The organism is Thermodiscus maritimus, from assembly GCF_055382595.1.
Window position 1 is genome coordinate 744,638 of record NZ_AP042434.1, and the last position, 25,829, is coordinate 770,466.

26 protein-coding genes and 1 pseudogene are annotated in these 25,829 nt (G+C 48.5%); 9 read left to right on the plus strand and 18 right to left on the minus strand.

Annotated elements, in window-relative coordinates; translation table 11 throughout:
• Nucleotides 1-28: 28 nt before the first annotated feature.
• Nucleotides 29-1,201 (minus strand): FAD-dependent oxidoreductase, encoded by a 1,173-nt coding sequence (locus tag ACZ47H_RS04040; RefSeq protein ID WP_464932420.1) that lies wholly within the window; start codon nucleotides 1,199-1,201, stop codon nucleotides 29-31.
• 183 nt (nucleotides 1,202-1,384) lie between these two features.
• Here ACZ47H_RS04040 and ACZ47H_RS04045 point away from each other — a divergent pair, with 183 nt between their 5' ends.
• Nucleotides 1,385-1,765: an acyl-CoA thioesterase gene (locus ACZ47H_RS04045; RefSeq protein WP_464932421.1), complete on the plus strand. Its 381-nt coding sequence runs from the start codon at nucleotides 1,385-1,387 to the stop codon at nucleotides 1,763-1,765.
• Between the two features lie 375 nt (nucleotides 1,766-2,140).
• Here the strand turns inward: ACZ47H_RS04045 and ACZ47H_RS04050 are convergent, their stop codons facing one another.
• From ACZ47H_RS04050 to ACZ47H_RS04070, 5 genes are all read right to left on the minus strand, one after another.
• Nucleotides 2,141-2,260 (minus strand): hypothetical protein, encoded by a 120-nt coding sequence (locus ACZ47H_RS04050; RefSeq protein WP_464932422.1) that lies wholly within the window; start codon nucleotides 2,258-2,260, stop codon nucleotides 2,141-2,143.
• Between the two features lie 25 nt (nucleotides 2,261-2,285).
• Nucleotides 2,286-3,512 (minus strand): mercury(II) reductase, encoded by a 1,227-nt coding sequence (gene merA / locus ACZ47H_RS04055; RefSeq protein ID WP_464932423.1) that lies wholly within the window; start codon nucleotides 3,510-3,512, stop codon nucleotides 2,286-2,288.
• 108 nt (nucleotides 3,513-3,620) lie between these two features.
• A complete protein-coding gene (locus ACZ47H_RS04060; protein ID WP_464933946.1) occupies nucleotides 3,621-4,808 on the minus strand; it encodes a PUA domain-containing protein in 1,188 nt (395 codons plus the stop codon).
• 12 nt (nucleotides 4,809-4,820) lie between these two features.
• Nucleotides 4,821-5,702 carry an MBL fold metallo-hydrolase gene (locus ACZ47H_RS04065; RefSeq protein WP_464932424.1) on the minus strand — a complete coding sequence of 294 codons (882 nt, stop codon included), beginning with the start codon at nucleotides 5,700-5,702 and terminating at the stop codon, nucleotides 4,821-4,823.
• Between the two features lie 127 nt (nucleotides 5,703-5,829).
• Complete coding sequence (locus ACZ47H_RS04070; RefSeq protein WP_464932425.1) at nucleotides 5,830-6,504, minus strand: Snf7 family protein; 675 nt, start codon at nucleotides 6,502-6,504, stop codon at nucleotides 5,830-5,832.
• Nucleotides 6,505-6,631: 127 nt separating this feature from the next.
• On the opposite strand from ACZ47H_RS04070, the gene ACZ47H_RS04075 reads away from it, so the two are divergent.
• On the plus strand, nucleotides 6,632-7,330 hold the full coding sequence (locus tag ACZ47H_RS04075) for a CdvA-like protein (protein ID WP_464932426.1): 699 nt from the start codon (nucleotides 6,632-6,634) through the stop codon (nucleotides 7,328-7,330).
• A gap of 57 nt (nucleotides 7,331-7,387) precedes the next feature.
• Here the strand turns inward: ACZ47H_RS04075 and ACZ47H_RS04080 are convergent, their stop codons facing one another.
• The 4 genes and pseudogenes from ACZ47H_RS04080 to ACZ47H_RS04095 all read right to left on the minus strand — a co-directional run bounded on the left by ACZ47H_RS04080 (nucleotide 7,388) and on the right by ACZ47H_RS04095 (nucleotide 10,812).
• Nucleotides 7,388-8,449, minus strand: coding sequence for a hypothetical protein (locus ACZ47H_RS04080; protein WP_464932427.1), 1,062 nt, complete (start codon nucleotides 8,447-8,449; stop codon nucleotides 7,388-7,390).
• A gap of 40 nt (nucleotides 8,450-8,489) precedes the next feature.
• On the minus strand, nucleotides 8,490-9,134 hold the full coding sequence (locus ACZ47H_RS04085) for a LysE family transporter (RefSeq protein WP_464932428.1): 645 nt from the start codon (nucleotides 9,132-9,134) through the stop codon (nucleotides 8,490-8,492).
• Nucleotides 9,135-9,311: 177 nt separating this feature from the next.
• Nucleotides 9,312-9,866: an N-acetyltransferase family protein gene (locus ACZ47H_RS04090; RefSeq protein WP_464933947.1), complete on the minus strand. Its 555-nt coding sequence runs from the start codon at nucleotides 9,864-9,866 to the stop codon at nucleotides 9,312-9,314.
• Nucleotides 9,867-9,875: 9 nt separating this feature from the next.
• Nucleotides 9,876-10,812 (minus strand): annotated as a pseudogene (locus tag ACZ47H_RS04095) (amidohydrolase family protein).
• Nucleotides 10,813-10,967: 155 nt separating this feature from the next.
• Here ACZ47H_RS04095 and acs point away from each other — a divergent pair.
• Together acs and ACZ47H_RS04105 are read left to right on the plus strand one after the other, a co-directional pair.
• Nucleotides 10,968-12,965, plus strand: a complete 1,998-nt coding sequence (gene acs, locus ACZ47H_RS04100; protein ID WP_464932429.1) for an acetate--CoA ligase — start codon at nucleotides 10,968-10,970, stop codon at nucleotides 12,963-12,965.
• Nucleotides 12,966-12,969: 4 nt separating this feature from the next.
• A complete protein-coding gene (locus ACZ47H_RS04105) occupies nucleotides 12,970-13,530 on the plus strand; it encodes an acetate uptake transporter (RefSeq protein ID WP_464932430.1) in 561 nt (186 codons plus the stop codon).
• Nucleotides 13,531-13,617: 87 nt separating this feature from the next.
• Here ACZ47H_RS04105 and ACZ47H_RS04110 read toward each other — a convergent pair whose 3' ends face one another.
• Together ACZ47H_RS04110 and ACZ47H_RS04115 are read right to left on the minus strand one after the other, a co-directional pair.
• Nucleotides 13,618-14,706 (minus strand): cation:proton antiporter, encoded by a 1,089-nt coding sequence (locus tag ACZ47H_RS04110; protein ID WP_464932431.1) that lies wholly within the window; start codon nucleotides 14,704-14,706, stop codon nucleotides 13,618-13,620.
• 217 nt (nucleotides 14,707-14,923) lie between these two features.
• Entirely contained in the window at nucleotides 14,924-15,454 is a 531-nt protein-coding gene (locus tag ACZ47H_RS04115; RefSeq protein WP_464932432.1) for a gamma carbonic anhydrase family protein, read from the minus strand.
• 167 nt (nucleotides 15,455-15,621) lie between these two features.
• Between ACZ47H_RS04115 and ACZ47H_RS04120 the strand changes: the two genes are divergently transcribed.
• From ACZ47H_RS04120 to ACZ47H_RS04130, 3 genes are all read left to right on the plus strand, one after another.
• Nucleotides 15,622-15,951 (plus strand): RAD55 family ATPase, encoded by a 330-nt coding sequence (locus ACZ47H_RS04120; protein WP_464933948.1) that lies wholly within the window; start codon nucleotides 15,622-15,624, stop codon nucleotides 15,949-15,951.
• Between the two features lie 2 nt (nucleotides 15,952-15,953).
• Nucleotides 15,954-16,559 carry an RAD55 family ATPase gene (locus ACZ47H_RS04125; protein ID WP_464933949.1) on the plus strand — a complete coding sequence of 202 codons (606 nt, stop codon included), beginning with the start codon at nucleotides 15,954-15,956 and terminating at the stop codon, nucleotides 16,557-16,559.
• A gap of 474 nt (nucleotides 16,560-17,033) precedes the next feature.
• Nucleotides 17,034-17,393 carry a hypothetical protein gene (locus ACZ47H_RS04130; RefSeq protein WP_464932433.1) on the plus strand — a complete coding sequence of 120 codons (360 nt, stop codon included), beginning with the start codon at nucleotides 17,034-17,036 and terminating at the stop codon, nucleotides 17,391-17,393.
• Nucleotides 17,394-17,405: 12 nt separating this feature from the next.
• On the opposite strand, the gene ACZ47H_RS04135 is transcribed toward ACZ47H_RS04130, so the two are convergent.
• The 6 genes from ACZ47H_RS04135 to ACZ47H_RS04160 all read right to left on the minus strand — a co-directional run bounded on the left by ACZ47H_RS04135 (nucleotide 17,406) and on the right by ACZ47H_RS04160 (nucleotide 23,244).
• The gene (locus tag ACZ47H_RS04135; RefSeq protein WP_464932434.1) at nucleotides 17,406-18,953 is read right to left on the minus strand and encodes a hypothetical protein; all 1,548 of its coding nucleotides are present in this window, start codon (nucleotides 18,951-18,953) and stop codon (nucleotides 17,406-17,408) included.
• Nucleotides 18,931-19,368 (minus strand): hypothetical protein, encoded by a 438-nt coding sequence (locus ACZ47H_RS04140; RefSeq protein WP_464932435.1) that lies wholly within the window; start codon nucleotides 19,366-19,368, stop codon nucleotides 18,931-18,933. The genes ACZ47H_RS04135 and ACZ47H_RS04140 overlap by 23 nt, the downstream gene beginning before the upstream one ends.
• A gap of 14 nt (nucleotides 19,369-19,382) precedes the next feature.
• A complete protein-coding gene (locus ACZ47H_RS04145; protein ID WP_464932436.1) occupies nucleotides 19,383-20,324 on the minus strand; it encodes a type II secretion system F family protein in 942 nt (313 codons plus the stop codon).
• The gene (locus ACZ47H_RS04150) at nucleotides 20,321-21,220 is read right to left on the minus strand and encodes a type II secretion system F family protein (RefSeq protein ID WP_464932437.1); all 900 of its coding nucleotides are present in this window, start codon (nucleotides 21,218-21,220) and stop codon (nucleotides 20,321-20,323) included. Before ACZ47H_RS04150 ends, ACZ47H_RS04145 begins: the two co-directional genes overlap by 4 nt.
• Nucleotides 21,168-22,739, minus strand: a complete 1,572-nt coding sequence (locus ACZ47H_RS04155; protein WP_464932438.1) for a type II/IV secretion system ATPase subunit — start codon at nucleotides 22,737-22,739, stop codon at nucleotides 21,168-21,170. The genes ACZ47H_RS04150 and ACZ47H_RS04155 overlap by 53 nt, the downstream gene beginning before the upstream one ends.
• Before the next feature lie 376 nt (nucleotides 22,740-23,115).
• Nucleotides 23,116-23,244 carry an archaellin/type IV pilin N-terminal domain-containing protein gene (locus ACZ47H_RS04160; protein WP_464932439.1) on the minus strand — a complete coding sequence of 43 codons (129 nt, stop codon included), beginning with the start codon at nucleotides 23,242-23,244 and terminating at the stop codon, nucleotides 23,116-23,118.
• 225 nt (nucleotides 23,245-23,469) lie between these two features.
• Between ACZ47H_RS04160 and ACZ47H_RS04165 the strand changes: the two genes are divergently transcribed.
• Both ACZ47H_RS04165 and ACZ47H_RS04170 read left to right on the plus strand, forming a co-directional pair.
• The gene (locus ACZ47H_RS04165; RefSeq protein WP_464932440.1) at nucleotides 23,470-24,900 is read left to right on the plus strand and encodes an RAD55 family ATPase; all 1,431 of its coding nucleotides are present in this window, start codon (nucleotides 23,470-23,472) and stop codon (nucleotides 24,898-24,900) included.
• 372 nt (nucleotides 24,901-25,272) lie between these two features.
• Nucleotides 25,273-25,827: a hypothetical protein gene (locus tag ACZ47H_RS04170; RefSeq protein ID WP_464932441.1), complete on the plus strand. Its 555-nt coding sequence runs from the start codon at nucleotides 25,273-25,275 to the stop codon at nucleotides 25,825-25,827.
• The last annotated feature ends 2 nt before the right edge of the window (nucleotides 25,828-25,829 follow it).

The window sequence follows — 25,829 nt, forward strand, 5'->3', positions numbered from 1 at the left end:
GATAAATAAACTATAGGGTGGCCCGCGCCTAGTATCCGAAGAGGTTCTTGAGGTAGGCCTGCTCCCACTGGTCTTTGGCTTTGGTGTACTCTGCCTTGGGCTCTGGGTCCTTGGTGGGCTTCGGAGGCTTCTGGGTGAAGTTTAGGCCGAACTTTAGGCTGAGGGTTGGCTCGTCGCCCTTTGAGTTGCCTACGTATGCCCATCCTAGGAAGGCGTACTGGACCTTTACAGTCTCTCCTAGGCCTAGCTCTTCGATCAGGTTGTTTGCTGCGAACATTGCTGACTCATAGGCTATCTCCTGGTTCTTGGGGAAGGGTAGCTTGGCTACGTCTCCCACTCCGAATACGTCATCGTACTTCACATGCCTTAGGTTGTCTGGGGCCCTTACCTCGAACCACTTGTTGCCGAGGCCTGCTTCTATCACGAAGTCGGGGGCCCTGTTGGGCTCTAGTAGCGCGAGTATGTCGTAGGTTATCTCCTCTCCATCATTTAGCACGACCTTGTCGTCGTGTACTTCTACGATCTGCTTCTTGGTTATCAGCTGTATACCGTTCAGCTCGAATAGTGTGGAGAGCTCCTTTCCAATAACGGGTGGCTGCGGAGTATCGTTGGCGTCGACGTGTATTATCTCAACGTTTTCTCTCACGCCCCTAGCCCTAAGCAGCTTATCCGCTAGTAGGGTGGTCTCGCTAGGGGCGGGGGCACACCTGTAGGGCATTGGAGGCGCGTATACTACTACCCTCCCCTTCGTAATGGTGTTGAGCCAGCTCTTCAGAGTGTGGACCTTGCCTAGCTCGTAGACGTTGGATATCCTTCCCTTCGCGGTCTCATAGCCCTCGATCGCTGAGCCATCGAACACTACTCCGGGTGCAACTACGAGGTAGTCGTAGCTAGCCTTACCATTCTTGTGGTGGGCAGGGGGGACTTGCGTATACTCTACTATTCTCTCCTCGGGGCTGATCCTTGCGACGGCTCCGAAGGTTACCTTGATACCCTGCCTCTTAAGCTCCTCGTAGCCCCTAGCGATCCTATCGGTCTGCTGCTCGCCCGTTAGTATGAGAGGCTTGCTGGGACCGGCGGTGTAGAACCTGTCCTTGGTTATAATCTCTACCTCGACCTGTCCCTTCCCCTTCTCAGCTAGCACCCTGGCAAGACCTACACCTGCGATGCCGCCGCCCACTACTAGGATCCTCTTGACCATAGTCTGCACCAATTTATATTTAGAAGTCAGTTAGGATTGAATCGTGATCGCAAATATTTTCATACTAGGATACGTTAAGATAGCTTCCTTGTAATCCCTAATTAACCAGAGACCTACAACCATATATCGGTGATAACCTCTTGGCTCGGCCGATTTACAGTAAGGAGGATAGAGTATACTGGAATGAAACAGAACGCGGCAAGGATAGCGCACTTCTCCTCGATATTCAAATACTGTGAAGAGGCAGAGGAGGAGTTCTTCGCCAGCGTACTAGGTGCTAGGTGGAAGCCCGGAAATCCAATGTTTCCAAGAGTACACGCTTCCTGCGACTTCAAAGCCCCGCTGAGGGTGCACGACAGGTACAGGGTTGAGATAACTGACATAATCGTAGGGGAGAAGAGCATAACTTACAAGTATAGGATAGTAAATCTAGACCTCGAGGCTATATCGGCGGAATGCACAATTGTAACCGTGGCAATCGACCCAGACACCTTCCAGCCAATAAGGGTACCGATAGAGCTCCGAGAAGCCCTGCTACGACAGGGAGCTAGAATGAAGGCCTAGTTATGCAGGCGTCCTGTAGGCTCCAGGTTCAATAGAATTGAAATCATTTATCATGATTTTGTACGAGACGCTGTGGCTCGCTGAGCAAGCCTTAGGAGAGACCCGGCTAACATACGGTTGGAAATCACTATATAATACCAGTAATATGGACTTTATTCTAGTGGCCGCTGTGAGGAGTGGGTGAGCTGGAGATAACGAGCACTGGGCTATGAGTTAAGAGGATGGCTCCGAGCGGCCACAGGGACCCTCGCACAACGGGATTAGAGGCTGATGCAGGAGAGGTTCTAATGGCTCTCATATATGCTAGCCTTTGCCCTCTTCCAGCGAGGAATGGTCAAGGGCGCGTTTTAATGCGCATGACTGGAATTCAATGCTTTAGAGCAGGCAACATGGCATTTTCGAGACATCCCTATAGAAGGCGAGGGCTGCATACTTTATTCCCTCCGATATGGTTGGGAACACGTGGATGGTGTCTATCAGATCATCGATAGTCATTCCAGCCCTTATCGCTACTGCGGCTTCATGTATCGCGTCTCGCAGCTCCCGGAGCTACCATGTGTACTCCAACAACACGCTTGTTGCGCGGATCGATTACTACCTTGAAGAATCCTTTCTCGTAGCCTAGTATCTTGGACTTCGGCACGGTCTTCAAGTCGACGGTTCTGCATGCGCATACTCCTAATTTTCTCGCCAGCTCCTCCTCTGTTAACCCAACCCTAGCAAACTCTGGGTCTGTGAAGACGGCCCTAGGAATAACGCTGTAATCCATTTTGAGGGAGCCTCCTAGAGCGTTGATCGCTGCCACGTATCCCTCTCTTGCAGCGACGGGCTCCAGCATGTGACCCCCGATGCAGTCTCCAGCCGCGTACACTCCTTCAGATGCTTTAAGGTGCTCGTTAACAATGATGTAGCCATTCTGGGAGACGCTAACACCCACCTGATCGAGGTTTAGACCGTCAAGCACGGGCTTCCTCCCAGTCGCCAGGTATATGTAGTCTGCGTGTATGATGTGGCCCATTCCTCCAGCGTTGATTTTAATTTTAACGCGGTCTCCACTCGACTCGATCCCTGCTATCTTTGTGGAAGTATAAACTCTGACTCCGTCCTCCTCAAGTATTTCTCTTATTGTTTTCCCCGCTTCGGGTTCTTCGGTTGGTAGGAGTCTTGGGCTCCGCTGTAGAAGGTAAGTCTCCACCCCGCTCCTCGCCATTATTTGTGCTATCTCGGCCGCCTGGGCCCGGCCGCCTATTACGGCGATGCTCTCCGGCTCTAATTGTTCTTTGAAGAGCCTCTCATTATCTACTATGGCATTGCTGACTTTTTCCAGGCCAGGTATTGGGGGGTGCCAAGCCTTTGCGCCAACAGCCAGTATAGCAGCCTTTCTATATGTGACTTCCTCTCCGTCAACCTCAACGATCCCCTTAGACTTGAAACGCGCTCTCCCCCGTATGTAATCCACGCCTAGGCTTTCGAGTAGGGATTCGTACTTCTCAATCCTTAGCTCTGAGGCTATCCTAGCGGCCTCTTTTAGGAGACCAGGTAGGGTCATGGATCTACTGGTCTTCTTAGCTAATGTTAATGCGGCATGGAGGTACTTAGTCGGGACGCATCCGAAGTTTACGCACGTCCCTCCTAGGGGGCCATCACTTATTAGTAGTGTGCTTGCACCAGCCTCGCTTGAAGCTATCGCGGCGGAGAAACCCGCGGCCCCTCCACCGATTATGATAATATCATATTCGCTTCTCATATATAATTTCACCGTAATTCTATATACACTTACTATAAGTATATGTTCGAGTTCTTATATGCATGTATGGAGTAGCTTACCAGACCCGCGTATTCGGAGAGGTCGGCCCTATTTTTTCTTCATTATACTTATGTAAAATCCTGTTACGCCGTGTAGGAGAGGGGATAACCAGAAGTCATAATTCGACCTAATGGGCCTTCTAGTCTTAAACTCCGGCTCGATGGGCTCAAATCCCAGCTCATCCGCAATCCTCCTCGCCTGTGCCTCAGACTCTGTATAGGTGAGAGTGCACACGCTATACGCTAGTATGCCGTTTTTCCTTAGAAGCCTCGCTGCAGTCTTAGCGAGCTGGAACTGGTATTGGGCTAGGTTCCTCGAATCCCTATGGCTCCGTGAGTCCATTACCTTGGGTATTACTCCGAGGTTGGTGCATGGAGGGTCTAGTATTGCCTTATCGAACTTCCCGGCTAGGCTTGGATAGTCTAATGTTAGGTACCTTGAATCCGCCTCTAATACCTTAACCCATGTAGCTCCCAGCCTATTGAGGTTCTCCCTCAGCTTGCCCGCCTTACTAGGCCTATCCACAGCCACCAGATTGCTGTGGGGTCCCGCTAGCTGGGCTACATGGCTTATCTTCCCCCCAGGAGCCGCCGTGAGGTCTATTATCGATTCACCGGGCTGCGGGTTGAGGAGTCTTGCAACGTACATGCTGGAGACGCTCTGCCCATACGCTAATCCATCACTCAAGCCCGGTAGGTCCCCTATCCTGACACTACGATAGATCGACTCTGTAACTTTTACGAACACGCCTAGCCTCCCCCTATGCTTCCTCCGCTTCGCCTCTAGGACCTCCCGGTAGCTCCTAACAGCGATGCCGTTGGCGACGGGTATCCCGTTGGGGGCGACTATTGTCACCACATCACCCTTCACTACCCGTCCCGGGTCGACTACCCCGGGAATGTATAGGTCGCTACCCATCATCACGTTCTCGGCCGCTCTCTTATCTGCTACAACCTTCTTCTCCATGCTCTGGATTCTGAAGGGTCCCTCAACCTTCACCCACAGCGCTTCCGGTATGTCCTCGTCCCTCTCAAACAGGTATCCTGATTCCTTGAGTCTCCGGAGATAGTCTTCGACGCTTGTTTTCAGGGTGTTAACTCTCACGTAGACTCTAGAGGGGGCTTCTGTAAGTCTTTGGATAAGCCTACAAGTCCCGCCTACGATAGGAGGTATGCTCTCCAGGAGGGGGGTGTCGTAGTTAAGGGGGGTTCCGCAGGCATAGGGTCCCTCTAGCAGCTGTTTCCACCCTTACGCCTCCCTACTCGACTCTGCCTTCCAGAGTGGAGGATTAACTGTTGTATCGAGCGTTAACTTCCCGCGTCCGGCTAGGCAGGTGAGTCCTCCCCTGACGGCCTGCTCTACCAGCATATAGAGGCCTGGTGATCCCGGGCTCCTCCCATCCATCACCTTTTCGAGTATGGCTTGATAGGTGCTACCACTCGCAGAGTACTCGATCAACTTTGCCTGGAAGTCTTCTAGGACCCTGATGTTTAACTGAATAAGCTTCTCTGCCTCAGCCCTCTCAAGCACCGGGCCGTGACCTGGTACTAGTATATCGAAGTCCACGTCTAGTAGCCTGTGTAGGCTTTCTAGTGCAGTGCATGGGTCTCTATGGTATGGTGCCAGGTAGTTTTCGAGAACCCTTTCCCCGAAGACTGCGTCGGCAGCGTATAATACGTTGTCTGGTGTTAGGACTCCTATCTGGCCAGGCGTGTGGCCGGGTAGGTGTATCGTCTTGAGGGGGCCAACGCTGTCCCCGCACTTTATCTTCTCATCGACTCTCAATGCGGGAGCCTTATAGAGCATTGCATCCTCCCACGACTCAAGCGGTGCCCCGAACGTCATTCCGATCCTGTAGACTGGATACTCTATTCCAGGAGAGTCCATGTATGTGGCGGTGATCTTGAAGGGTACTCCTATATTGTGTGATAGGGCTTCTAGGTGATCACTGTGATAATGGGTTATAAGGAAGGCTGCAGGCTTCCCCAGTTTTTCCAGGATTTTTCTGAGCTGCTTAGCCCTCTTAGAGCCATGACCCGGGTCCACAATATAAACGGTGTCGGAGTCCTCGTAGATAAGTGTAGCAGGGCTTCCTCGTAGTATACTAGTGCTTCCCTTAAGCTTCTTCAAGACTGCTTACCCAGAGAGTAAGCCGTTAGAGGAGCCTCTATTAAGGTATGCTTGAAGGATCCTTTCCGAGCTATGGGGTATTCTAAAAGCCCTGGGTGATTAGAGGGTAAGAGGAGGGTTGAGGGGGCTACTTGCCCTCCTCGATGCTCGCCTGCTGCGCTCCAGTCTGGCCGGGTATGCCTTCGATGACTGGTAGCTCTGGGAAGTTCTGCTTGAGCCTCTGCTCCGCGACGATTGCGGCGTCCTTGAGTATCTTCTGCGCCTCCTCTGTGACTATATCTCCTCCGATCATTCCAGGCGCTGCTACTGCGGTCTGCATCATTGTAGCCTGGAGAGCCTCATCTATATCCATGAGCTCGGCGAACACGTCGGGCATCATTCCCTTTAGGTAGCCTGCAACACCCTTGAGGGCCACTACTGCTGGGGCTAGGTTCGCCTGCACGTCTCCTACTATGAGGAAGGTGTCTAGCCTGATCTTCACCCTCTCCAGCGTGTGCCTCACGGTTAGTATTATCTTCGCCATCTTCCTTATCTCTGCCACCTCGTTCGCGTACATCCTTGCCTTGGTCTTATCTCCCTCTATGAGTGCGTTAACAGTCTTCTCGAAGAGCTGCTTATCGTAGGCCTGTAGCTTGGATAGGCTGTAGTCTAGCTTGTGTATCTGGCTGGTGAGCCTGTATACAGCATTTACCACCTGGTGCCTCACGGGTCCAGGCGGGTTTATCAGGTTCTTCACCTTCTCCCCAATCGTCTCCCTCTTGCCAGGTCCCTTCCAGTTCTTAGCCCACTTGTCTAGACTCATGGGGTATGCACCGATCAGTTTAGTATGTCGGGGAGTTCATGTTATAGGGTACTGCATGGTGTCTCATCCCTATCCCCCCTTTATACCGTCTATACTAGTGTAATACCAGAGTGGTGGATGAGTCTTGTTGAAGATAGAGGAGATCTCCGGGAGCATTGGGAGGACGGTATACGACGAGTACGGGAGAGAAGTAGGAGTGCTAGTAAGTGTCAGCGCCGACGCTGAGGGAAACGTTGAGTACATAGAGGTTAAAGTAGAGGACCTCAGCCTTGAGAAGGTAGCAGGCGACAGGATCAAGGTGGCGGACGGAAGAATCACTGTGATCCCGGAGTGGAAGTACCAGGCCATCAAGGTCATAGACAGCCTGGACAGGAGCTACAAGAGGAAGAGGGCAGTTGAGGAGATGGCTGCGAAGGGAGACATACCCGGCGAGGTCCTAAAGGAGCTGGAGAGAAAGCTCACCGACCAGATAAAAAGGCTGAAGATGAAGGCTAAGGAGGTAGAAGCAGAGATCAAGAAGAGGATCGAGAAGATAGATGTCCAGAACATGCACGTTGCAAGAGCGATGGCGATACTCCAGATGACCTACTTCTCCGGTGAAGTAGGCGAGAGGCAGTTCGAGCAGGGAATAAGCCACCTGAGGAAGCTGAAGGATGCATTCACCAAGGAGAAGGAGGAGGCAAAACAGGTGCTGGACAAGCTCTCCAAGACCCTAGAGCTAGCCAGCGGTACAGGCATCCAGGCCAAGGAGGCCCCCAAGAAGCCAGAGGCTCCCAGGAGTCAGGGAGTACAGGAAGCCTTCACTGTGAAGGTGGTCGACGGGTAATCCTCCCACCAACCTCCTCATACCCGGGGTCTAACGGGTTTCTGCGCGTCCAATAGGCTAGACCACGATAAGCAATGCGGCTGCAAGCGACAATATGTAGAGAGAGAACGCTGCGATACCGGAGAAGGGGAATGCTAACGTGGCTAAGAGTAGGAGTGCATAGGGTGATGTATTGAATCTCCTCCTATGCTTCATCCCCAGTATGACGGGCAGCATCATTGGACCATGTATCCATACGTGGAGGGATGTGAATCCTAATGCTAGCAGGTGGAGGATGCAGAGGCTAGAGCACATGCTTCCGCCCAGAAACATGTAGGCTACAATGATTGCTGATAGTACTAATACTGCCAAGTGACCCCATAAGAAGTATGCGAGTCCATCCCTGCCGGGTCCTTCGGGTAGGTTATCTAGAAAGGCCTTGTATCTCGGGATCCGATAGAGTCTCGCCGCGTAAATGTATAGGAGTAGGGTTAAAGCGAATACAATGTTAGCCCACAAAACATTCCCTCGTAGCACGAGGATGGCTGAGACCAGGCTTAGTAGTGGTAGGAGGTAGGAGGCCCTCTTGCTCGGCTGGTCCTTAAAGGTTGCCGGGAAGGCGTTGACTGTGACGCTGTAGACGAGGGGTAATGGGAATGCATATACTAGGGCCAATGCATGGTCATGGAATAGTAGCCCCGTCGATACGACTGCGGAAGCCGCCGAAACAGCCATAATGGTATAGGTTAAACCCACCAGCTCCAGGCTAAGTTTGACAGAGGCCTTCCTCTCTCTGGCAACTAGGAAAGCTGATGGAACGCCTAAGAGTCCGGCAATTATGAGAATACCCTCTAGGAAGGAATCGCTGACACCGTACAGCCACAGCACGGGTAGCGGGAGCAAGAGTATGTTGCCCACCGTGAGGGGGATCAGGCTGGGAACTCTCTTCTTCGCAACACTTGAAACGTAGGCGAGAGACACCGAGTAGGGGAACAGTACAAGGGCTCCATAGAGCATGAACCTAGCATGGATTTTTGGCTTATCCAATGCTAAGTATATGAATGCGGCTAGCAAGTATGCGATGGAAGCAATCACGCCGACTGCGGAGACGGCACGAATCACCCTCGAGCTGCGAGCCATAATCAAGTTCCACCGTTACGGGTAGAATATAATGTGGGGTTTAAACCTTACCGAGGAATACCCTCGATATCATCTTGATACCATAATAGCCGAGTACTGCTGCTAGGATAAACATGAGGGGTGCGAGGATAATCCTCCCAGCAACCCCGGCTAGCCCTCCTAGACCCGCTAGAAGCGCAAGCCATCCCAGGTCGTAGGAATAGTGGACAAGATATACCACTGAAGCCCCGCCCCATCCAACCCGCCTAGCCTGGTCAATTATAGGCTTCCCCACGGTAAACCACCATGCCAGGAAGTAGGCATTAGCACCGGTCAAAACCGCCCCTGTAATAACGGCTGTGAGGGGGCTAGAGACTATGCCGGAACCATGCAGTGGGAGCCCATTATAGAGTTCCACGCCAGCCTCAACTAAGAGGATTGAAAAGAACAGCATGAAGCCACCAGCCACTAGGTCAAGGAGTCTCCTAATCCTCTCGAGCCTCGACTCGACAGCCCCCATAACGAGGATTAGAAGAATATAGTATGGTAGCTCTACTAGAAGGTGGCCAACCGCTACCAAAACTCCCCCCAGTATTCCGAGGGCAGCGCCCGCTGCTATCGCGGAAGCAGATAATGGCCCCGGGCTTAAAGCGCCTGATGGAGTTATGAGGGCCGTATCCACGACCGCCCTCCTTAGACTGCTCAAGCTCTGCCTCCTATAACCGAAACCCGCTCAGGGACGTATTAACGTTATATGTTTCCACAGTAGAATCCTCCTGGAGATGGAGGCGATGATGTACCAGCTATCGGCGATAGCTGCATGAGCGGATTGGCCTTTACCGAGCCTCCGCCTGGCAGGGCTAATGGATGACTGCTTCTAGTATTAGCCCTCTTGTCTAGACGGGCTTAGTCGGCTCGCTAGATAGTCACGTATCTGGGCTACGCTGTTCTCAAGATCCATCTCTATGAGGATAGAGTCTCCGTAGTCGTCTATTATCCTATGGGATAACTTCATAGCTATCCTGAGTGCTGGCAGGTTCTCCTTGAAAATATACGCTCTAAACCTCTTGACTCCGATCTTGTACGAGCAGAGTGCTAGGAGGAAGACTAGTAGGGTCCCTAACCCCATTCCCTGATAATCGTCTAGAATCGCAACGGCGGGCTCTCCCACATCGGGCCAAATGGTCTTGTAGACCTCGGCGCAACCGATGACCTCGCCCTCCCTTTCTATTAGGAGGCAAAGTCTTGTTTCATCGCTGAACATCTTATCTACAACGCTCTTATAGTCTTTTATGAGCCGGAAGAACCTGTGATATATGGATTCCTCGCTAAGCCTTTCCAGGAAATTCTCGAGCTTCTTCTTATCGTACGGCGTCCCCCTCCTGACAGTGATCCTGCCAATCTTATCATGATTAACAACTACTTGTTGGCAATCCACATCCAAGATTCAACACCTTAACCCGAATATATTTGATGAGTTCTCCCAAAAAACTTTATTCACATCCCGGATGGAGTAGCCCGCGCTTCTCAGAGCCCTATACACATCTGTTATGAATAATGGTATATCTACATTATCAACTACCGGGTAGTCGCTTCCAAACACCATCCTATCAGGTGGAATCACACCGGCAGCAGCCCGTATGATAGTGGGGGGGGACTGCGCTAGTGTCAACGTAGATGTTGCCATACCTTTTCACGAGTTCGAGCGTCTCTTCAAGAAACACTCCTGGGGCGAGATAGCTGTAGCTCCCAATATGGGCGATGATAACAGTTACATCCCTGTGGGAATCTATTAAAGGCTGGAGGCGTGATGGGTCCCCATACTTACAGTATCCGGGCAGCTCCCATACCCCAGGATCGCAGCCGGCATGTACTACAATCGGCAGATTCCTAGACTCCGCCACTTCGAAGACGGCCTCAACGCTGGGATCATCTAAGTATTTCATGAAGATTGTAGATATCACTTTGAACCCGGCGAACCCTCTCGTAGCATATTTTTCTAATTCTCTAGCTAGCTCATCTGGGTTCTTCGTCAGATCAGCTGCCGCCAGCACTCTATAATTATCACCTGCCGGCTTGTAGCTGCAGAGCCTGCCGTAGCTTGAGATTAACCTCAAAGTTGCTACCAGGAGGGAGTCGGGATGGAACTCCCAGGGGTTGTGGTGGTATTTTGAGATGAATCCCTGCACCCTCTCGTGCTCCCTTCTAACCTGCTCGTGGCTGAGATTATCTAGTAGGCTCTTTACGGCTGGCATACCCAGGATTACTGCCGCTTTTATACCTGTTTTTTGAATTTCCTTCATTAGGATATTTGGAGTTAGCGGTGGATTGATTGGCAGATGGACGTGCGAGTCTATTATGCATTCTATGGTGTCTGGCATCATTACAATTATTCTCCCGTTTTTAGAGTCTCTTGTGAGCGCCTATATCGATTATTGTTTAATATATGTAATATATATATGAATTAATTATTTGATTGTTTCAGTCTATAGAGTTTTCCAATAAATCCTTATATATTGAACTAGCCCAATCAATATTAATGACCCACAAGGGTGGGATATTGTCTGAAGAAGCACTCCCCTTCTCCGAGAAGTATACTCCCAGCCTCGAGGCATACCTCGACTATTACCAGAAGAGCATCGAGGACATTGAGAAGTTCTGGGACGAGAAGGCTAGAGAACTAATCTGGTATAAGACGTGGGACAAGGTACTAGATGATTCCAACCCACCATTCTATCGATGGTTCAAGGGTGGAGAGACGAACATCAACCTAAACGCTCTAGACAAGTGGATCACCACTCCCACAGCCAACAAGGTTGCATACTACTGGGAGGGAGAGCCGGGAGATACAAGGACAATCTCGTACCGCGAGCTCTACTGGGAGGTCAACAGGTTCGCCTGGGTCCTAAAGCACCAACTAGGGATAAAGCCGGGAGACACAGTCACCTTATACCTGCCCATGATACCGGAGCTGCCAATATCGATGCTCGCCCTGACAAGAATTGGCGCAATCCACAGCGTCGTATTCTCGGGCTTCAGCTCCCAAGCATTAGCAGACAGGATCGTTGATGCTAAAGCGAAGATCCTGATAACAGCCGACGGATTCTACAGGCGTGGAAAAGTTATCAAGCTGAAGGAGGCGGCTGACAACGCAATCGCACTGGCAGCCGAGAACGGCGTGAAGGTAGAGAAGGTAATCGTGGTGAAGAGGGCTGGCGTTGATATAAAGTGGAACCCTGAGAGGGACGCATGGTACCATGAGCTGATGAAGGAGGCTCCCCTCAAGGCATACGTAAAGCCAGAGCCAAGGAAGGCTGACGACGTACTATTCATACTCTATACGAGCGGCACCACAGGTAAGCCTAAGGGGGTAATGCACAGCGTAGGAGGATACATGACCTACATATATCATGTCTTCAAGTGGAACTGGGACCCCCAGCCAGCCGACGTATACTGGTGCGCCGCCGACATCGGATGGATAACAGGGCACACCTACATAGTCTACGGGTCCCTAATGAACGGCGTAAGCCAGGTTATGTACGAGGGAGCACCAAACTATCCTAGGCCTGACCGCATATGGGAGATGATAGAGAGATACGATGTCACAACCTTCTACACCAGCCCTACACTACTCCGCCTCCTGAGGAAGTATGGAGACGAGTGGCTCAAGCCATACACATTCGACTCCATAAGAATACTAGGCACTGTCGGAGAACCGATAAACCCTGAAGTGTGGCGCTGGTACTATGAGAAGATAGGGAAGAAGAGGGCTCCAATAGTTGACACCTGGTGGCAAACCGAGACCGGGGCGGCGATGATCTCCCCCGCCCCAGGGATAAGCCTTGTCCCATTGAAGCCTGGCAGCGCTACGTTCCCCCTACCCGGGATAGTCGCAGACGTCTTCAGGATGGACGGCCAGCCCGCCAGCCCTGGAGAAAAGGGACTATTAGTCATAAAGAAGCCATGGCCTGGAATGCTCATGGGAGTATGGGGCGATCCCGACAGGTATGTAAGAACCTACTGGTCAATGTTCAGCAAACCCGACAAGGGGATATGGATATACTACCCCGCCGACTATGCTGTGAAGGACAGCGACGGCTACTTCTGGCTACTAGGCAGGGCAGATGAGGTTATGAACGTTGCAGGTCACAGGCTCGGAACGATAGAGCTGGAAGATGCTCTCCTATCGCACCCCGCCGTCAGCGAGGCAGCGGTAGTCGGCGCCCCCGACCCCGTAAAAGGACAAGTGCCCGTGGCGGTCGTTGTCTTGAAGGAAGGATACCAGCCCACTCCCCAGCTGGAGGAAGAACTCAAGGAGACAGTGAAGCGTATAATAGGGCCCATAGCTGTACCTGCCAAGATCCTATTCGTCAGCAAGCTACCTAAGACGAGGAGCGGTAAGATCATGAGGAGGATCATCATCGCCTTACTTGAGGGAAGACCGATAGGAGACACCAGCACCTTAGAGGATCCCAACGCGGTAGAGGAAGTGAAGAAGGCTGTAGAGGAGTTCAAGAAGCTAATGAGGGGTGGATAAGTCCATGAGCGAAAACCAGGCCATCTGGGGTAATCCCGCCGCCCTAGGCCTCGCAGGCTTCGGCCTCACAACAGTCGCCCTAAGCCTACACAATATGGGGACGCTACCCACTGCCGGCCTCACACTCGCATATGGCTTCATGTACGGTGGGATGGCCCAGGTTATCGCGGGCATTATTGAGTTCAGGAGGAACAACGCCTTCGGCGGTACAGCCTTCTCATCCTACGGTCTATTCTGGATCGGGCTTGCCCTAGCGATACTCCTGGAAAACACTGGAGTCTTCGAATCCTCAGCCTCTGAGATAGCGGCTTGGATGGCTCTGTGGGGAATATTCACTCTCTACATGGCGGTTGGTGCGGCAGCACTAAAAGCGAGGGCTGTCACAGTAGTACTCGCACTACTAACGATATTGTTCTTCCTATTAGCTGCAGCTGATGCAACGAATAGCTCTAGCCTCCTAAAGTTCGCCGGCGCATGGGGCGTGCTGACGGGGGCCTCTGCGATCTACACCTCTGCCGCCATAATAATCAACGAAGCGGCCGGGAGGACGGTTCTTCCAGAGTAGCCCAAATATTATATTAAATCTCAAAACTTTTTTACTGATCAACAGGTCTTTTTCCCATATAAAATTACCACGCTGGGAACTAGAGTCTCAGGCCTCCTCCGTCATAGGTGCTCCAGCGATTAATGCAGAGGCTATTGTAGCTATCAGCGCTGATATTATAACTGCACCAGCCAGGTCCTTGGATAAAGCCCCAGTGGCCTCCCCCGTGAAGGCTATGACCGTTGAAACTGTTAACCTTGCACCGAACACTGATGAAAGCCTCAACCTAATCCTCCGCCCGGCTAGAATACGGAGAGTATAGTGGGTTGCAAGTATCTTTGAAGGCAGTGTCACTACCGTTAAGAGCAGCGCGAGTTCAGCGTATAGGATAAAGTGTTCTGGAGCAGCGTGAAGCCCCGCGTCAACGAAGAATATTGGAGCTAGGAGTCCGAAAGTCAGGGCCGAGAGCTTGTCGTTCAGGAGCCTGTGTCTTGAAATAGTCTTCCTTGTCGCCACTCCGAGGAGGAATGCGAAAAGGATTGCATGCGCCCCCATATACTCACTAACCAAAGCGGCAGCGGTTAGAAACGATAATATAAGCCTCAACTCGACCTCGTGCTCGCCTCCAGCCACCCACTCCAAGAAACGTGATAGAATCAGGACAGCGATGAAGACGCCGATAAAGTATACTATGACGTGGACAGTTAAGCCCGTCTCGATTAATACAAATACTAGTATGCTGGTAACATCAGCAACCATAGCGGTAGCCAGCACCAACTGGCCCATGGGAAGCCTGCTTATCGCCCTCCTCCTAATAATAGCGTAAACAACAGCAACGCTCGTCGTCGCAGTTCCAATTGAGGCTAGAAGAGCCTCCCTACTACTATAACCAATAAGCGTTAGCACCGCATAAGAGAATACTGCTGGAGCGATAAAGCTGGCAAGGCCCGCTATGAGGCTCTGGAACAGTATCCTGCGGAGTAGTGATGCATCAATCTCTAATCCCGCCATATACATTATGAAAACACTACCTACGAGGCCCAGAAGATTAACTGATGAGGTCGCAGGCACTCCAAGAGCGCCCGCAATTACGCCAAGCACAATCTCCACGATAGCAGGTGCTACAGAGAGAGGCTCTGCTATGAGGGCACTGGAGGCAAGAAGCATACTCACTACGCTGAGAGCATATAGGTCCATGTTAAACGATAACTCCTCACGAAATACTATGGCGAGAGTCAGAGTAACTGCTACAATTAATAGGCCGGATAAGAGCTTCTCCCTCCTTCGCGCCTTGCTGGAAACTATTATGCGGCACCTTGCTACATTAAGATTATTACCGATATAAAAATATGCTCAATATACTAGACTACCTCTACCATTTATTCATTTTAAGGGGAAAGTGTTCGGTTAACCTTCAGCACAGCCGGGGGAGAATTCTCCTATAAACAGCGCTCTTCCTATGCACAGCCTCGAGCTCGCTCCTAACCTCCTCCAGATCCCTGTCTGTAACTCGCCGAACAGGCCTAGCCGGAACCCCCGCAACAATAGTCCTCTCCGGAACCTCCTTCCCGGGCGGCACTACGGCGCCAGCAGCGACTACCGCCTCCCTTCCAACCCTAGCCCCATTTAGGACGATCGCACCTATCCCGATAAGAGAGCCCGACTCAACAGTGGCGCCATGGACTATCGCTCCATGACTGATGAGTACACTCTCCCCGATCCTCACCGGGTAGCCCTTTGGAGCCTCGATAAGGGAGTTCTCCAACACAGCAGTTTTCCCTCCAATGTAAACGCTGTCATCATCGCCCCTAACAATCGAGCCGAATAGTATGACTACATCTTCACCAACATAGACATCGCCCATAACTCTAGCCATGGGGTCTATATAGGCTGAATCGCTGACCCTCGGCTTCCTTCCAGGATACTCAATAATATTGCAAGCCACCGTGCATTTCACCAGTCTCAAGTACTCTTCCATAAAAGACCTAAAAGAGTGAATTATAACACTTTCATGCTTATGATGAGACATCTAAACCAATACATGAATTGAATCTAGATAAGGCTCCATTACTTCTATTCCTATACTGAAAGGGGGGGAATATGGTGGATAAAATGTCAAATAGTTCAATAAGATATTCAATTGGTAATGAAAGCTTAGATGAAACATTAAGTGACTCTCTGAGGCCTCCAAGCCTTGTGATTATAGCGGGACATCCTGGAGCCGGTAAAACAACCTTGGCACTGTCAGCTTGCTATAGGAATATAATGCTGGGCCACAAGTGTCTCTACCTAACGCTTCAAGAGCCTGCCAGCAAGCTTGTAAGGGTGGCTAATCTACTAGGCTTCAATCTGCAAAAACTTATCGATAACAGAAGTATTAAAATAATTGAGGCTCCAATGGTTGACACGGTAGAGGATGTTTTCTCGGAAATCCAAAAATAGCTATCTCCGGAGGATACAGGGTTGTTGTTATCGACTCGATAACAGCACTCTTCAAACTATTAGAAGACCAAGGCAAGGTTAGAGCATGGCTTCAGAACTACGTCTACAGGCTTGCTGAGATCCTCAACGGGCTTGTTATAGGTATAGGGGAGATACGGTTTGGAGATGAGACTGTTGAATTAGGTGATGTGGATTTTGTCGCAGATGCCTTTATAATATTGAAAACAAGAATAACAAATAGATTAATGGAGAGAATTTTGGAAATCAGAAAGGCACGCGGCTCTCCACTCTCAATTGTAGAGTACCCCTTCGACATAGTGGAGAATAAGGGCATAGAGATCCTCAAGCCCGGCAATCCAAGCAGGATCAGAGAGTCACAAATATACATAAAACCTCCATGCAGGATATTAGAAGAGGCAGTGGGGGTTCTTAGTAAAACCGACAATGTCTTCATAACATACCCTGCCTATGCTAGGCCAACAGAAACCGTTGCTACATTCCTGCTATCATTAATATTAAACGGCTTTCGCGTGTTATTTATATCATATAAGTATTCAGAAGAAGCAATAATTAACATGGTAAAAAGAATAACTAATGAAATAGGGTAAACCATGAAACTATTGCAAATCTTATCTCTGAAAAAGTCAAGATCGCTAGCATCAATCCCTTCGCCCACTCGCTAAGCAAGCTCCAGTTCATAGAGAATAGACTTATAGAAGAGTTCAAGCCGGACGTAGTAGTCTACCACGGATTAGAAGTACTAGATACCATAGCCAAGAATAACCCGCAGTACTTTATAGAATACTATGATAAAATTATCAGGTTCAAATGCCGAGGAATAATGTCGGTAATACCAAAAAGTAAAACTGACGACGATTTATACTATTTTAAGGCTTCGATTGCAGACGTTATATCGTTATATTAGAGTTTACAGTTAAAGACACCGCATCAGATAAAGAATATGTAATTAATGCCTGGAGAAGAGGTAAGAAGCCCTATAAGATAACTGAGAGAGAACTCTACAACTGCGTCCACGATATCCTCGCCAATGCCAAGCAAAAGCTAACTCAGGGGGTGTTGTAATGAGGAGAAGCATCGAACTTCCAGAGGAGCTTACATGGGAGCTGGAATCGGAGCTCAAGAGATACCTCGCAAGGAAAGCTGTAGGACAATATCCGCTATTACAGGCAATATGCCTTAAGATGGAGTGCAGAAGGGTGACAGAACTATTACTTCAACATCCTTCTAAAATCCTCGAAATGCTCAGACAGCTCTACCACGACGAAGACACTGTGAGGTTCGCCCTTAGAGTCTTAATCTTCCGCCCAATACTCCTAAAGCTCAATATGCTGGACATGGAAGAAGAGCTCATAAACCTAATATACAAGGACCCGGAAAAATTCAAGTCAACCATACTCGAGAAACTGGCGTCCTCAAGCTAGCCTGTATCCCTTCTACCTGCTAGAAGAAGATATGCTAACCAAATTCCTAGATACAACGCCACCAGAAACTACGATTCTATATACATTTCCTCCTAGTATAGGTATATCGCTAGTGACACACACCGTACTAGCACCCGTGGCGACGCAAACGTCAGAATAGCCGTTAATAGCCGTGACGGCATCTTTTACAACATCAACATTAGTAGAAGTCCCCGAAGCAACCGATTCTCCAATAATACTACCGCCATAACCAACGGAGACCCGCCATCCCGGGTTTGTCCCAGTAAATGTTATTATTGAAGTGTTACCCGTAGACACCAGCACCTCGTCGAAATACAGATTAAACGGCCTACGAGTGATACCTGTATCTAGCCAGCCTATTAACGAAGCATTTTCAACAGCATGATAAATGACACTTGTGGAAATACTGGAAAAGTCTGCAATAGCATTAATACTATTTAATAACGAACCTGTGGACGAATCATACAATTGGACTCTAATCTCGTCTATATTATTATTGTTATCTTGCTTTAAACTCACAACTAGACTATACCATTGATTTTGAGCTATACTAATTGGTACAGCTAGATAGTCGTAATACCAAGTCCCCCTATACCTGTACATGAGTTCTAGTGTTAGATTTTCTGAGGTTACGTTTACATTGTAGAAGTAAGGCTCTATGATCCGGATGGGGATAGGGAAAGGGAAAAACCAGAGCACATAAATGTATGTTCCGTTTAACCTTACTGTCGCGACTGTGCCAGGATCCACTCTACTAAATTTTATCTTAGTATAGAAAGTAAAATTATTATAACTGGTTAAACTCGTATTCCATGCGTAAATTGCAACTGGGTTTCGCCTGTTTAGTCTTGCTCTCAGCGCGTTGTCCCCTGTCCCCCAATATCCTTGATCTGTTGCCAACCTCCACCTCCCACTCTTTTGTATCCAGCCGTTAGGTAGAGTGTTCATATCTGTGTAGTATATTGTATTGTTTTCTACCAGTTCGAGTGATAGCCTATTTCCCAACCCTACAGCTTCTGGCAGGTTTATTGCTCCCACGGCCTCTATTCCTTTACCTGGAGGGATTATCAGGGTTGCGAGGCCGCTGCCCCATATTCCTATTGAGACTGTTATTGGTTTTCCTGGCAGTGTAAGGGTTATGCTCTTCTTTCCACCTGGGGGGACTGGTTGGGGGAGTGTTATTCCGTATGTTGAGGCGTTGTACTTGTCGATTATGATGTTCTGTATGGTTCCACTATTGTTTATTATGAATCCTAGTGACACTATTGTTATGCTTTCAAGGTAGTAGTTTGTTATATTGATTGTAACCTCTCCAGTGGTATCGTTATAGTTCCAGTAGCCTGTGATTGATCTCGTGATTGAGCATGACTCTCCCGCTCTCTTCACCGTGTTCAGTGCTGTGGTGGTTGCTTTGTCTATGTAGTCTAGGGCTACGAATATGAAGGATGATGTGAGTAGCAGTATTAGTATTACTAGTACTCCGCTCCATATCCCTGATAACCCCCTCCTACTCCGCCTATATCTTTGATGCCTCGCCAACTACTGCTCCCCCCATGTAGGTTATCTTGAATATGGCGTAGTCCTTGTTTATGGGGCAGATTATCTTCGCCGCTGAAAAGGAGGGGATCCTTATGGTGCCACTTGACGTTATAGTTGCCCTGCTCCCTCCCTGGTAGATGAGTGTGCAGTCGGTGCGGAGGGTGTTGTTTATGTATACTCTCTCCAGGTCTACGGGGTTTAAGCCCGTGTATACTCCTATTATTAGGTGGGTGCCGTTTATGTAGGCTAGTAGCTTTGATAGATCCTGCGAACTAGTATACTGTTGCTCCCATGCTATCCTTTCGAGGTCCTGCGTCTTGGACTGTATGATGTTTATGGCGTAGCCGTATACTATTATTGAGGCTGCTATCACTATCAACAGCATTAGTAGTGCCGATACTTGTTCCGAGGGCATTTCCCCGTCCACCCTTATATTATGAATTGGTAGAGGCTAAATGCTAGTCCGTTCAACAGCATTGTTATGCCGATATACTTTAGAGCCTTCAAGGTATGCCCCTCAATAACCTTCCCCACGACTAGGGAGGACATGAGCGAGACTATAACTGACGTTATAAACAAGGCGGACTCGAGGACACCAACATTTACCTGTGAGGCGGAAGGCAGACTCCCAATACCAGAGACTATGGAGGAGATGAGCTTCAACGCTACCACGGAGGCTGCTATGAAGGTTAGTGATGCTAGGAGGGCTATCATCTTGTACTCGGAGAGCCTATCTTTCACAGCCCTCTCCATTCGCAGCACTTCCATAAAGTACTCGTTGGACCTCTCTAGGACCTCTCCGAATCTGCCACCGCTCTTCGCACCAATAGCTACAGCGTCGAAGACCGCTTTAACCTCGACAGGCGCATCCTGAGCCACCCTCTTCGATGCAGTCTCCGGGTCCTCTCCCAGCGTTATCAAGTGCACCATTCTTAAGAGATAGGTACGGAGAGGGTCCTCCATTAGATTGGCGGCCATCTTCAGCACCTCCACGGTGGTAGTCCTGGTTTGGGCTAGTGAGGCCACTATAGGTAGGAACTCTACTACCTGCCTCCTAAGCTTCTCGTATCTACTCAGCCTCCCTTTCAAGTAATAGTAGGAGGAGAGCGATAATCCCGTAACTACTAGTGAGAATAATAGCATGAATCCTTTGCTGACCACGGGGACCCTTTCAGGGCTTATCCCAGCGCTAACCGTGCATAGGTCTGCCGAGCATAGCTTGTTAATGGATTCATTTAGGGAGGCTACTGTCTCGTTTGGGATATTCATTCCAGCCATGACTCGCGGGAGTGAGGGCAGTATGAATACCATAATTCCAAATACTATAAACAATAATCCTACCAGTGTTGATGTGACTACTCTGCGATTCATAATCTCATCCTCGAGACAATCATATCGGCGATTATCAGGATTGCTATGCTGGCGATTGCCGTTACAAGTATTAGTGCAATGATCAGCATCTGTGCTGAGAGAGATCCGGGTATGATGGCTACGAGTATAGTCATTGTGACTAGTGTTATCGGTACAAGGAGCGCTGATGCGACAAATATCTCCATAATCATTCCCAGAGTGTTTACTACGTTCTCAACTTTAAGCCTATACTCTTCATTATATCTCTTAAATATTGAGGAAACAACAGTATAAGGGTCTCCCCCGATCCTCGAAATGGGCCTCAAGGAGATAAGGGTCTCCCTTAGAGACTTTGAAGGCGTTATCCTGGAGACTCTCAGCAGAGCCTCGTCAATCTTGTAGCCAAGACTTACTAGAGAGTTTAGAAGCTTTACCTCGAGAGTAAAGGGCTTGATTATATCGAGTCGATGCTCGAGCTCCCTAAACACAAGGTGCAGCGGGGCCCCCGATGACGCGAGGGTCGCGAATACCGCTATGAATAGGGGGAACTTTGCTTCTAGGAGGCTCCCCCTATTCTTGTAGAGGATAGATGGCAACTGTATAGCTAGAGCAATACCTATCGGCAATACTATTGTGATAGGCACTAGTATCCCTAACAATATGGAGAGCCATCCGAGCAGCCGGTAGAGGGAGAGGGAGACGATTAATCCGAAGAGTATCATTGATATTGTTATTAGTGTAGACGTGGCCTCAGCGTACTTGTAGAAGCTGGGGGAGATCCCTGAGCCAACAACTATATCGGAGAGGTCAGACTTAAACTTATAGATTAAATTGTAAACCGGACGATTTATAATCAAGAGTAGCCTAAACGATGATAACCTCCCCCTCTCCCCATAGAGGTTCTCTGTGCCCGCCAATAGCTCTTACCGCCTCTTCGTATACTTTAGCCGGTTCCCTCCTATATCTCCTAACTAGAACTTGGAGTGAGACAATATCATATTTCTTACGGTACGCGTACTCCATGACAGCGGCTCTCATATAGAAGTCATTGCGGACATCTTCGAGGGGTATAGCGTTTACCCCCGCTATATGCTCGAGAATCTTAGGCTGCTGGGATATCCTCCACACGTCATCCTCCTTGCTCCACCTCGCGACCTCCTTCAACTGGATAGCGTCTTTGCCGGGATCGTACTCTACAACCTCGTTAATCCTAAGAACCCTCCTTATCACCCGATCCTGCCTAGTAGTCCTCAATACGCCAACATAGAGTCTAGCGGAAGATATAATGCTCTTCGGCACATTCATAGGAGGCGAAGACAGCCTCCTAATCAATGATACAGCGTTCTCCGCATGAATAGTCGTTAGCCCTCCATGCCCACTTGTTACTGCCTGGAAGAAGGTGTATGCCTCGACTGACCGGATCTCGCCTACAATCAATACCTCCGGCCTCTGCCTCATAGCCGATTCAATAAGAGTCTGAAGAGTAACATTCTGAACACTCGGATCAGTGCTTCGCCTCGAAACGAGTCTAACCCAGTTCTCGTGGAAGGGGAGGTTTATCTCCGGAGTATCCTCGACCGTAACGATCTTATACTCTGGAGGCAACATCATTGCTACCGCGTTTAGGAGAGTAGTCTTTCCAGCCCCAGTCACACCATAAATCACAGTGCCAACCTTATTCTCCACAGCCAACCATAGTAGGGCTGCAAGCCAAGGATCAATCATCCTCCTACTCATAAGGTCGACGACAGTGTAGGGGACCTCTCTGAACCTCCTAATAGTAAACGTGTGCCCCTTAGGGGAGACCGCGTCGAGGACAATGTGAACCCTATAACCCTCGGGCTTCAACACCCCCTCCACAATTGGCTGGGCAGTACTGGGCTCGACCCCAGCCTTATATGCGAGGCGGTAAACGATCCTCTCCAGCTCAACCGGGTCACTAAACACGAGATTAGTCTCCAACCACTCATACTCGGAGTGGAAAACGTAGATGGGGAGGTTGAGGCCATCACAAGTAATATCCTCGACATGAGGGTCCCTAATCAGGGGATCCAGCCTACCATAGCCGACGAGATCACGGGCAACATAATACGCGGCTGCATCCAAGTCCTCATCAGACAGCCTCCCCGCCTTACCCAGCCTAGAGGCCAGGAAGAGGGGTAGGCTACTCATATACCTGGAAGCCAACTCGCCGACAAGCTTCCTTGCCAAGTATAATGCATCCTCGAAGTCCGGGGCCTCATAAAACCTCTCCAGCAACTCAACGTCATCGAACACCATCTCCATAACCTTATGGTAAATCTTCGATGCCGCCTCGCTGAGAGGAGGCTCAATAATATGGTATACTAGCTTATCCTCGCTAGTCTCAACGATCCTAATCCTAACCCACTTGGAGACCTCGTACTCTTTGACTATGTTCAGAGCAGCAGTCTCCATCCACTAAGCCCCTTAGAAAAGAGTAAAATAGAGAAGGGGAAAAAGCTTATCGTTATTTTAGACTTTAACCATTGAAGTTATACGTAGCCTCTACACCATTCTGAGTCACAACCTTAGCAATATAAGGATGGCCTGAGGTTAAGCCACTACTACAAGTTACGTCTACGCTATTAGTTGCACCTGCATTTACCGTAACTACTGAAGTTAATGGACCACCGCAAACGGCTGTCCCTGTTAGCCCGTCTAGCACGTATGCTGATGTGATATTCGTGTTTACGTTTCCAAGGTTCGTCACATATATTGTTACAGTGGTGGTACCGCCAGCGGTACTGCTGACTTGTACTGTGTCTATTCTTATTTTTTCTTGTAGTGCTGGCTAGGCTGTTGGGTTGTTTCCTGCTGCCCCGCTTACCCAGGTCCATATTATGACTGTGGCTGCGACTGCTACGAGTATTAGTAGCACGGTTGCTATTACTGGTGATACAGCCCTAATCCTCCCAGTCATCACCAATCACCCTTCATTAATATAATTATAGTGCTCCTCGTATATAAATCCTCGTCAATTTCTGTAGATAGTTGTTGGCTGGCGTGGGTTTGTTTTTCCTATTTTGCTCTGGACTGTTATTATGTGTAAGAGAATCGCCGGGATAATTCGTATCTATTATGGGATGACTTATTTATCCCCCAGCCTTCATATATATATTATAACTCGATTTGTGGTGAAACTGCATTGAGTACAACCGATATTGAGGTAGGAATTAAAGGCCTTGACAGGGTGGTAGGCTATCGTTTCAAGTATCCTTCACTATTGGTTGTTGGGGGTCATCCTGGAGCGGGGAAGACCACATTTGCATTAACAATGTGTGTTCATAATGCACGTAAGGGTAAGAAATGCTTGTACGTTACCTTCCAGGAGAGGATGGAGAAACTAGCGGGATCAGTTGGATTGTTGGGGGATGAATTCTTAAGGCTTACGTCTGAAGGGAAGATAAGGTATAGTAAGCTTCCAGTAACGCTAGATACACAAGTCGTTATTGAGAGTATCAGTAGAGAGGTTGCCGAGTTTGCTCCTAGGATCGTCGTGGTTGATTCCATAAACGTACTGCTCGAGTCTGTGAAGGCCAATAGGAGGATGAGGGCGCTCCTCCAGAACTTCTTCTACGAGCTACCTTACCTCATCAATGGGCTTGTTATTTTGCTTGCAGAGCTTCCTTTCGGAGAAAGCCAGTTGGGGCTCGGCGACATAGAGTTTGTCGCTGACGGTTTAATAATCTTAAAGTATAGGTATGAGGACTCCATAATTGTACGTGAATTAGAGATTAGAAAGTTTAGGGGAATACCCGTAAAGGCTGCCCAGTTTCCATTCTCCATCACTGAGAAAGGTATACGTGTCTATCCCCCTACATCGATAAAAGGTATAAGGAAAATAGACAAGATTACACTAAGAACCGCTTCGGAAAAGCTTGACTCAGTCTCACGTGGGATTAGGCTTGGTGAAATTGTAAGTGTTTTCTATCCTCCCTGCTGTGCTAAGCCGCAGTCGCTGGTTCTACTACTTGATGCTTTAAAAAGATATAATTTGAAAGGTATGATTATAAGTTATTGGCTTAGCGTGGACGAGATAAAATATCTATTAAAATTTATTTTTCAAGAAGATTTTGAGATTCCTCCTAGAGAGACCTCAATGATAATTGAAAAATTCATGGATGAAAGACTTAAAGTTGTATCAATAAACCCGCTGGGTATGGGCTATATCGAACTCGGAGCAACTGAAATTGAAGAGATAGAGAAGGCTAATCCTGATGTTGTCGCCTATATCTACCCAGAAATATTGGAGTACATCTACAAGGATAAACCTTACTTCAGATATATTATTGATAAATTGTTATACTTGAAAAGGTCAGGAAAACTCATAGTAAATCTTATAAATAAAATTAATCCAAATATATATAATGCCTACTTGATACTGTCAGACGTGGCATTCGACCTGGTGGCTACATCTAGATACGAGATATCCAGGAATCTCTACCTATGTGTTTCCAGGGGAGGAGTAGAGAGAAAATGCTTCCAATACAATGACGTTGTCAATGCAGAGCTGCTAAGGAAGCTGCACGATACGTTCATTGGGAGAGGTGATAGTGTTGAATCAGATCTTGAGTGAGGATTTAAAGATGAAGCTTAAGTCATTCTATAAGGATTACTTGTGGAATTATGCCCCAGGCACTTATGAGCTTCTAGAACGCATATGCGTCAAGGAGGGAGGGTCAAGTTTCATAGATCTACTCTTCAATGATCCTGGCAGATTGAAGAATATATTATCCAGTCATTATAGTGACGAACATTCTCTTAAATTCTTTATCCAGAATATAATAATTAAGCCTCTACTCATAAAATTAGAGAGATTAGAGATGTTGGATGCTCTTACAAGTTTATTTCTAAAGGATAGTAATAAATTTAAAGAAGAGATTTTGAGTTTGATAGAATACTTTAAAACAAGCAAATTTTAGAACTGAGTATGGTAGGGAGGAATAAAATGCCTCACTATAATCAAGAGGAAGACAATGAGGAATCCCATATTGAACTATTAAAGATTATCAAGTGTATAGCAGAAGCGGAAAACTTAACGGCCGAACTATACAGAATCATAGCCAGGTATTTACCCCATTATATTTCGGGCTTGCTGTTACATATTGCTCGGGAGAGTGAAAACCACGGTAAAAGCTTGAAATCTCTGGGAGAATTAGTTAACTGTGAACAGTGTGGACGGGTAGAGTGTGATAGCGAGGCTGTCAATAAGCTTAAGAGGAAGCTCGAGGAGGTTAGACAAGCTGAGCGCGAAGGGGTTCTATCTAAGAAATCCCTCTTAGATCTGTTCGAGTATCTGGTTGGAGTCGTGGAGTTCGCTTCCGAAGAATACTATGTTATGGTAGTAATGCCGTTATTGAAAAAGCTGCTTAAAGAATCTGGTATACCGGTTTCATTCGCTGAACTCTGGAGTATTGTTTTAGACGAGATATCCCAGGAGGAGAAGTTCCATGCGCGGATAGCCGAGAGCATAAGGGAGTACCTTGAAATATATTTGAGTTAGCC

Coding starts and splice junctions, on each gene's coding strand:
- ACZ47H_RS04040 (WP_464932420.1), bottom strand. CDS start 1,201: ATGGTCAAGAGGATCCTAGTAGTGGGCGGCGGCATCGCAGGTGTAGGT.
- ACZ47H_RS04045 (WP_464932421.1), top strand. CDS start 1,385: ATGAAACAGAACGCGGCAAGGATAGCGCACTTCTCCTCGATATTCAAA.
- ACZ47H_RS04050 (WP_464932422.1), bottom strand. CDS start 2,260: ATGACTATCGATGATCTGATAGACACCATCCACGTGTTCCCAACCATA.
- merA (WP_464932423.1), bottom strand. CDS start 3,512: ATGAGAAGCGAATATGATATTATCATAATCGGTGGAGGGGCCGCGGGT.
- ACZ47H_RS04070 (WP_464932425.1), bottom strand. CDS start 6,504: ATGAGTCTAGACAAGTGGGCTAAGAACTGGAAGGGACCTGGCAAGAGG.
- ACZ47H_RS04080 (WP_464932427.1), bottom strand. CDS start 8,449: ATGGCTCGCAGCTCGAGGGTGATTCGTGCCGTCTCCGCAGTCGGCGTG.
- acs (WP_464932429.1), top strand. CDS start 10,968: ATGACCCACAAGGGTGGGATATTGTCTGAAGAAGCACTCCCCTTCTCC.
- ACZ47H_RS04105 (WP_464932430.1), top strand. CDS start 12,970: ATGAGCGAAAACCAGGCCATCTGGGGTAATCCCGCCGCCCTAGGCCTC.
- ACZ47H_RS04110 (WP_464932431.1), bottom strand. CDS start 14,706: ATGGACCTATATGCTCTCAGCGTAGTGAGTATGCTTCTTGCCTCCAGT.
- ACZ47H_RS04120 (WP_464933948.1), top strand. CDS start 15,622: ATGTCAAATAGTTCAATAAGATATTCAATTGGTAATGAAAGCTTAGAT.
- ACZ47H_RS04130 (WP_464932433.1), top strand. CDS start 17,034: ATGAGGAGAAGCATCGAACTTCCAGAGGAGCTTACATGGGAGCTGGAA.
- ACZ47H_RS04140 (WP_464932435.1), bottom strand. CDS start 19,368: ATGCCCTCGGAACAAGTATCGGCACTACTAATGCTGTTGATAGTGATA.
- ACZ47H_RS04145 (WP_464932436.1), bottom strand. CDS start 20,324: ATGAATCGCAGAGTAGTCACATCAACACTGGTAGGATTATTGTTTATA.
- ACZ47H_RS04155 (WP_464932438.1), bottom strand. CDS start 22,739: ATGGAGACTGCTGCTCTGAACATAGTCAAAGAGTACGAGGTCTCCAAG.
- ACZ47H_RS04160 (WP_464932439.1), bottom strand. CDS start 23,244: ATGACTGGGAGGATTAGGGCTGTATCACCAGTAATAGCAACCGTGCTA.
- ACZ47H_RS04170 (WP_464932441.1), top strand. CDS start 25,273: ATGCCTCACTATAATCAAGAGGAAGACAATGAGGAATCCCATATTGAA.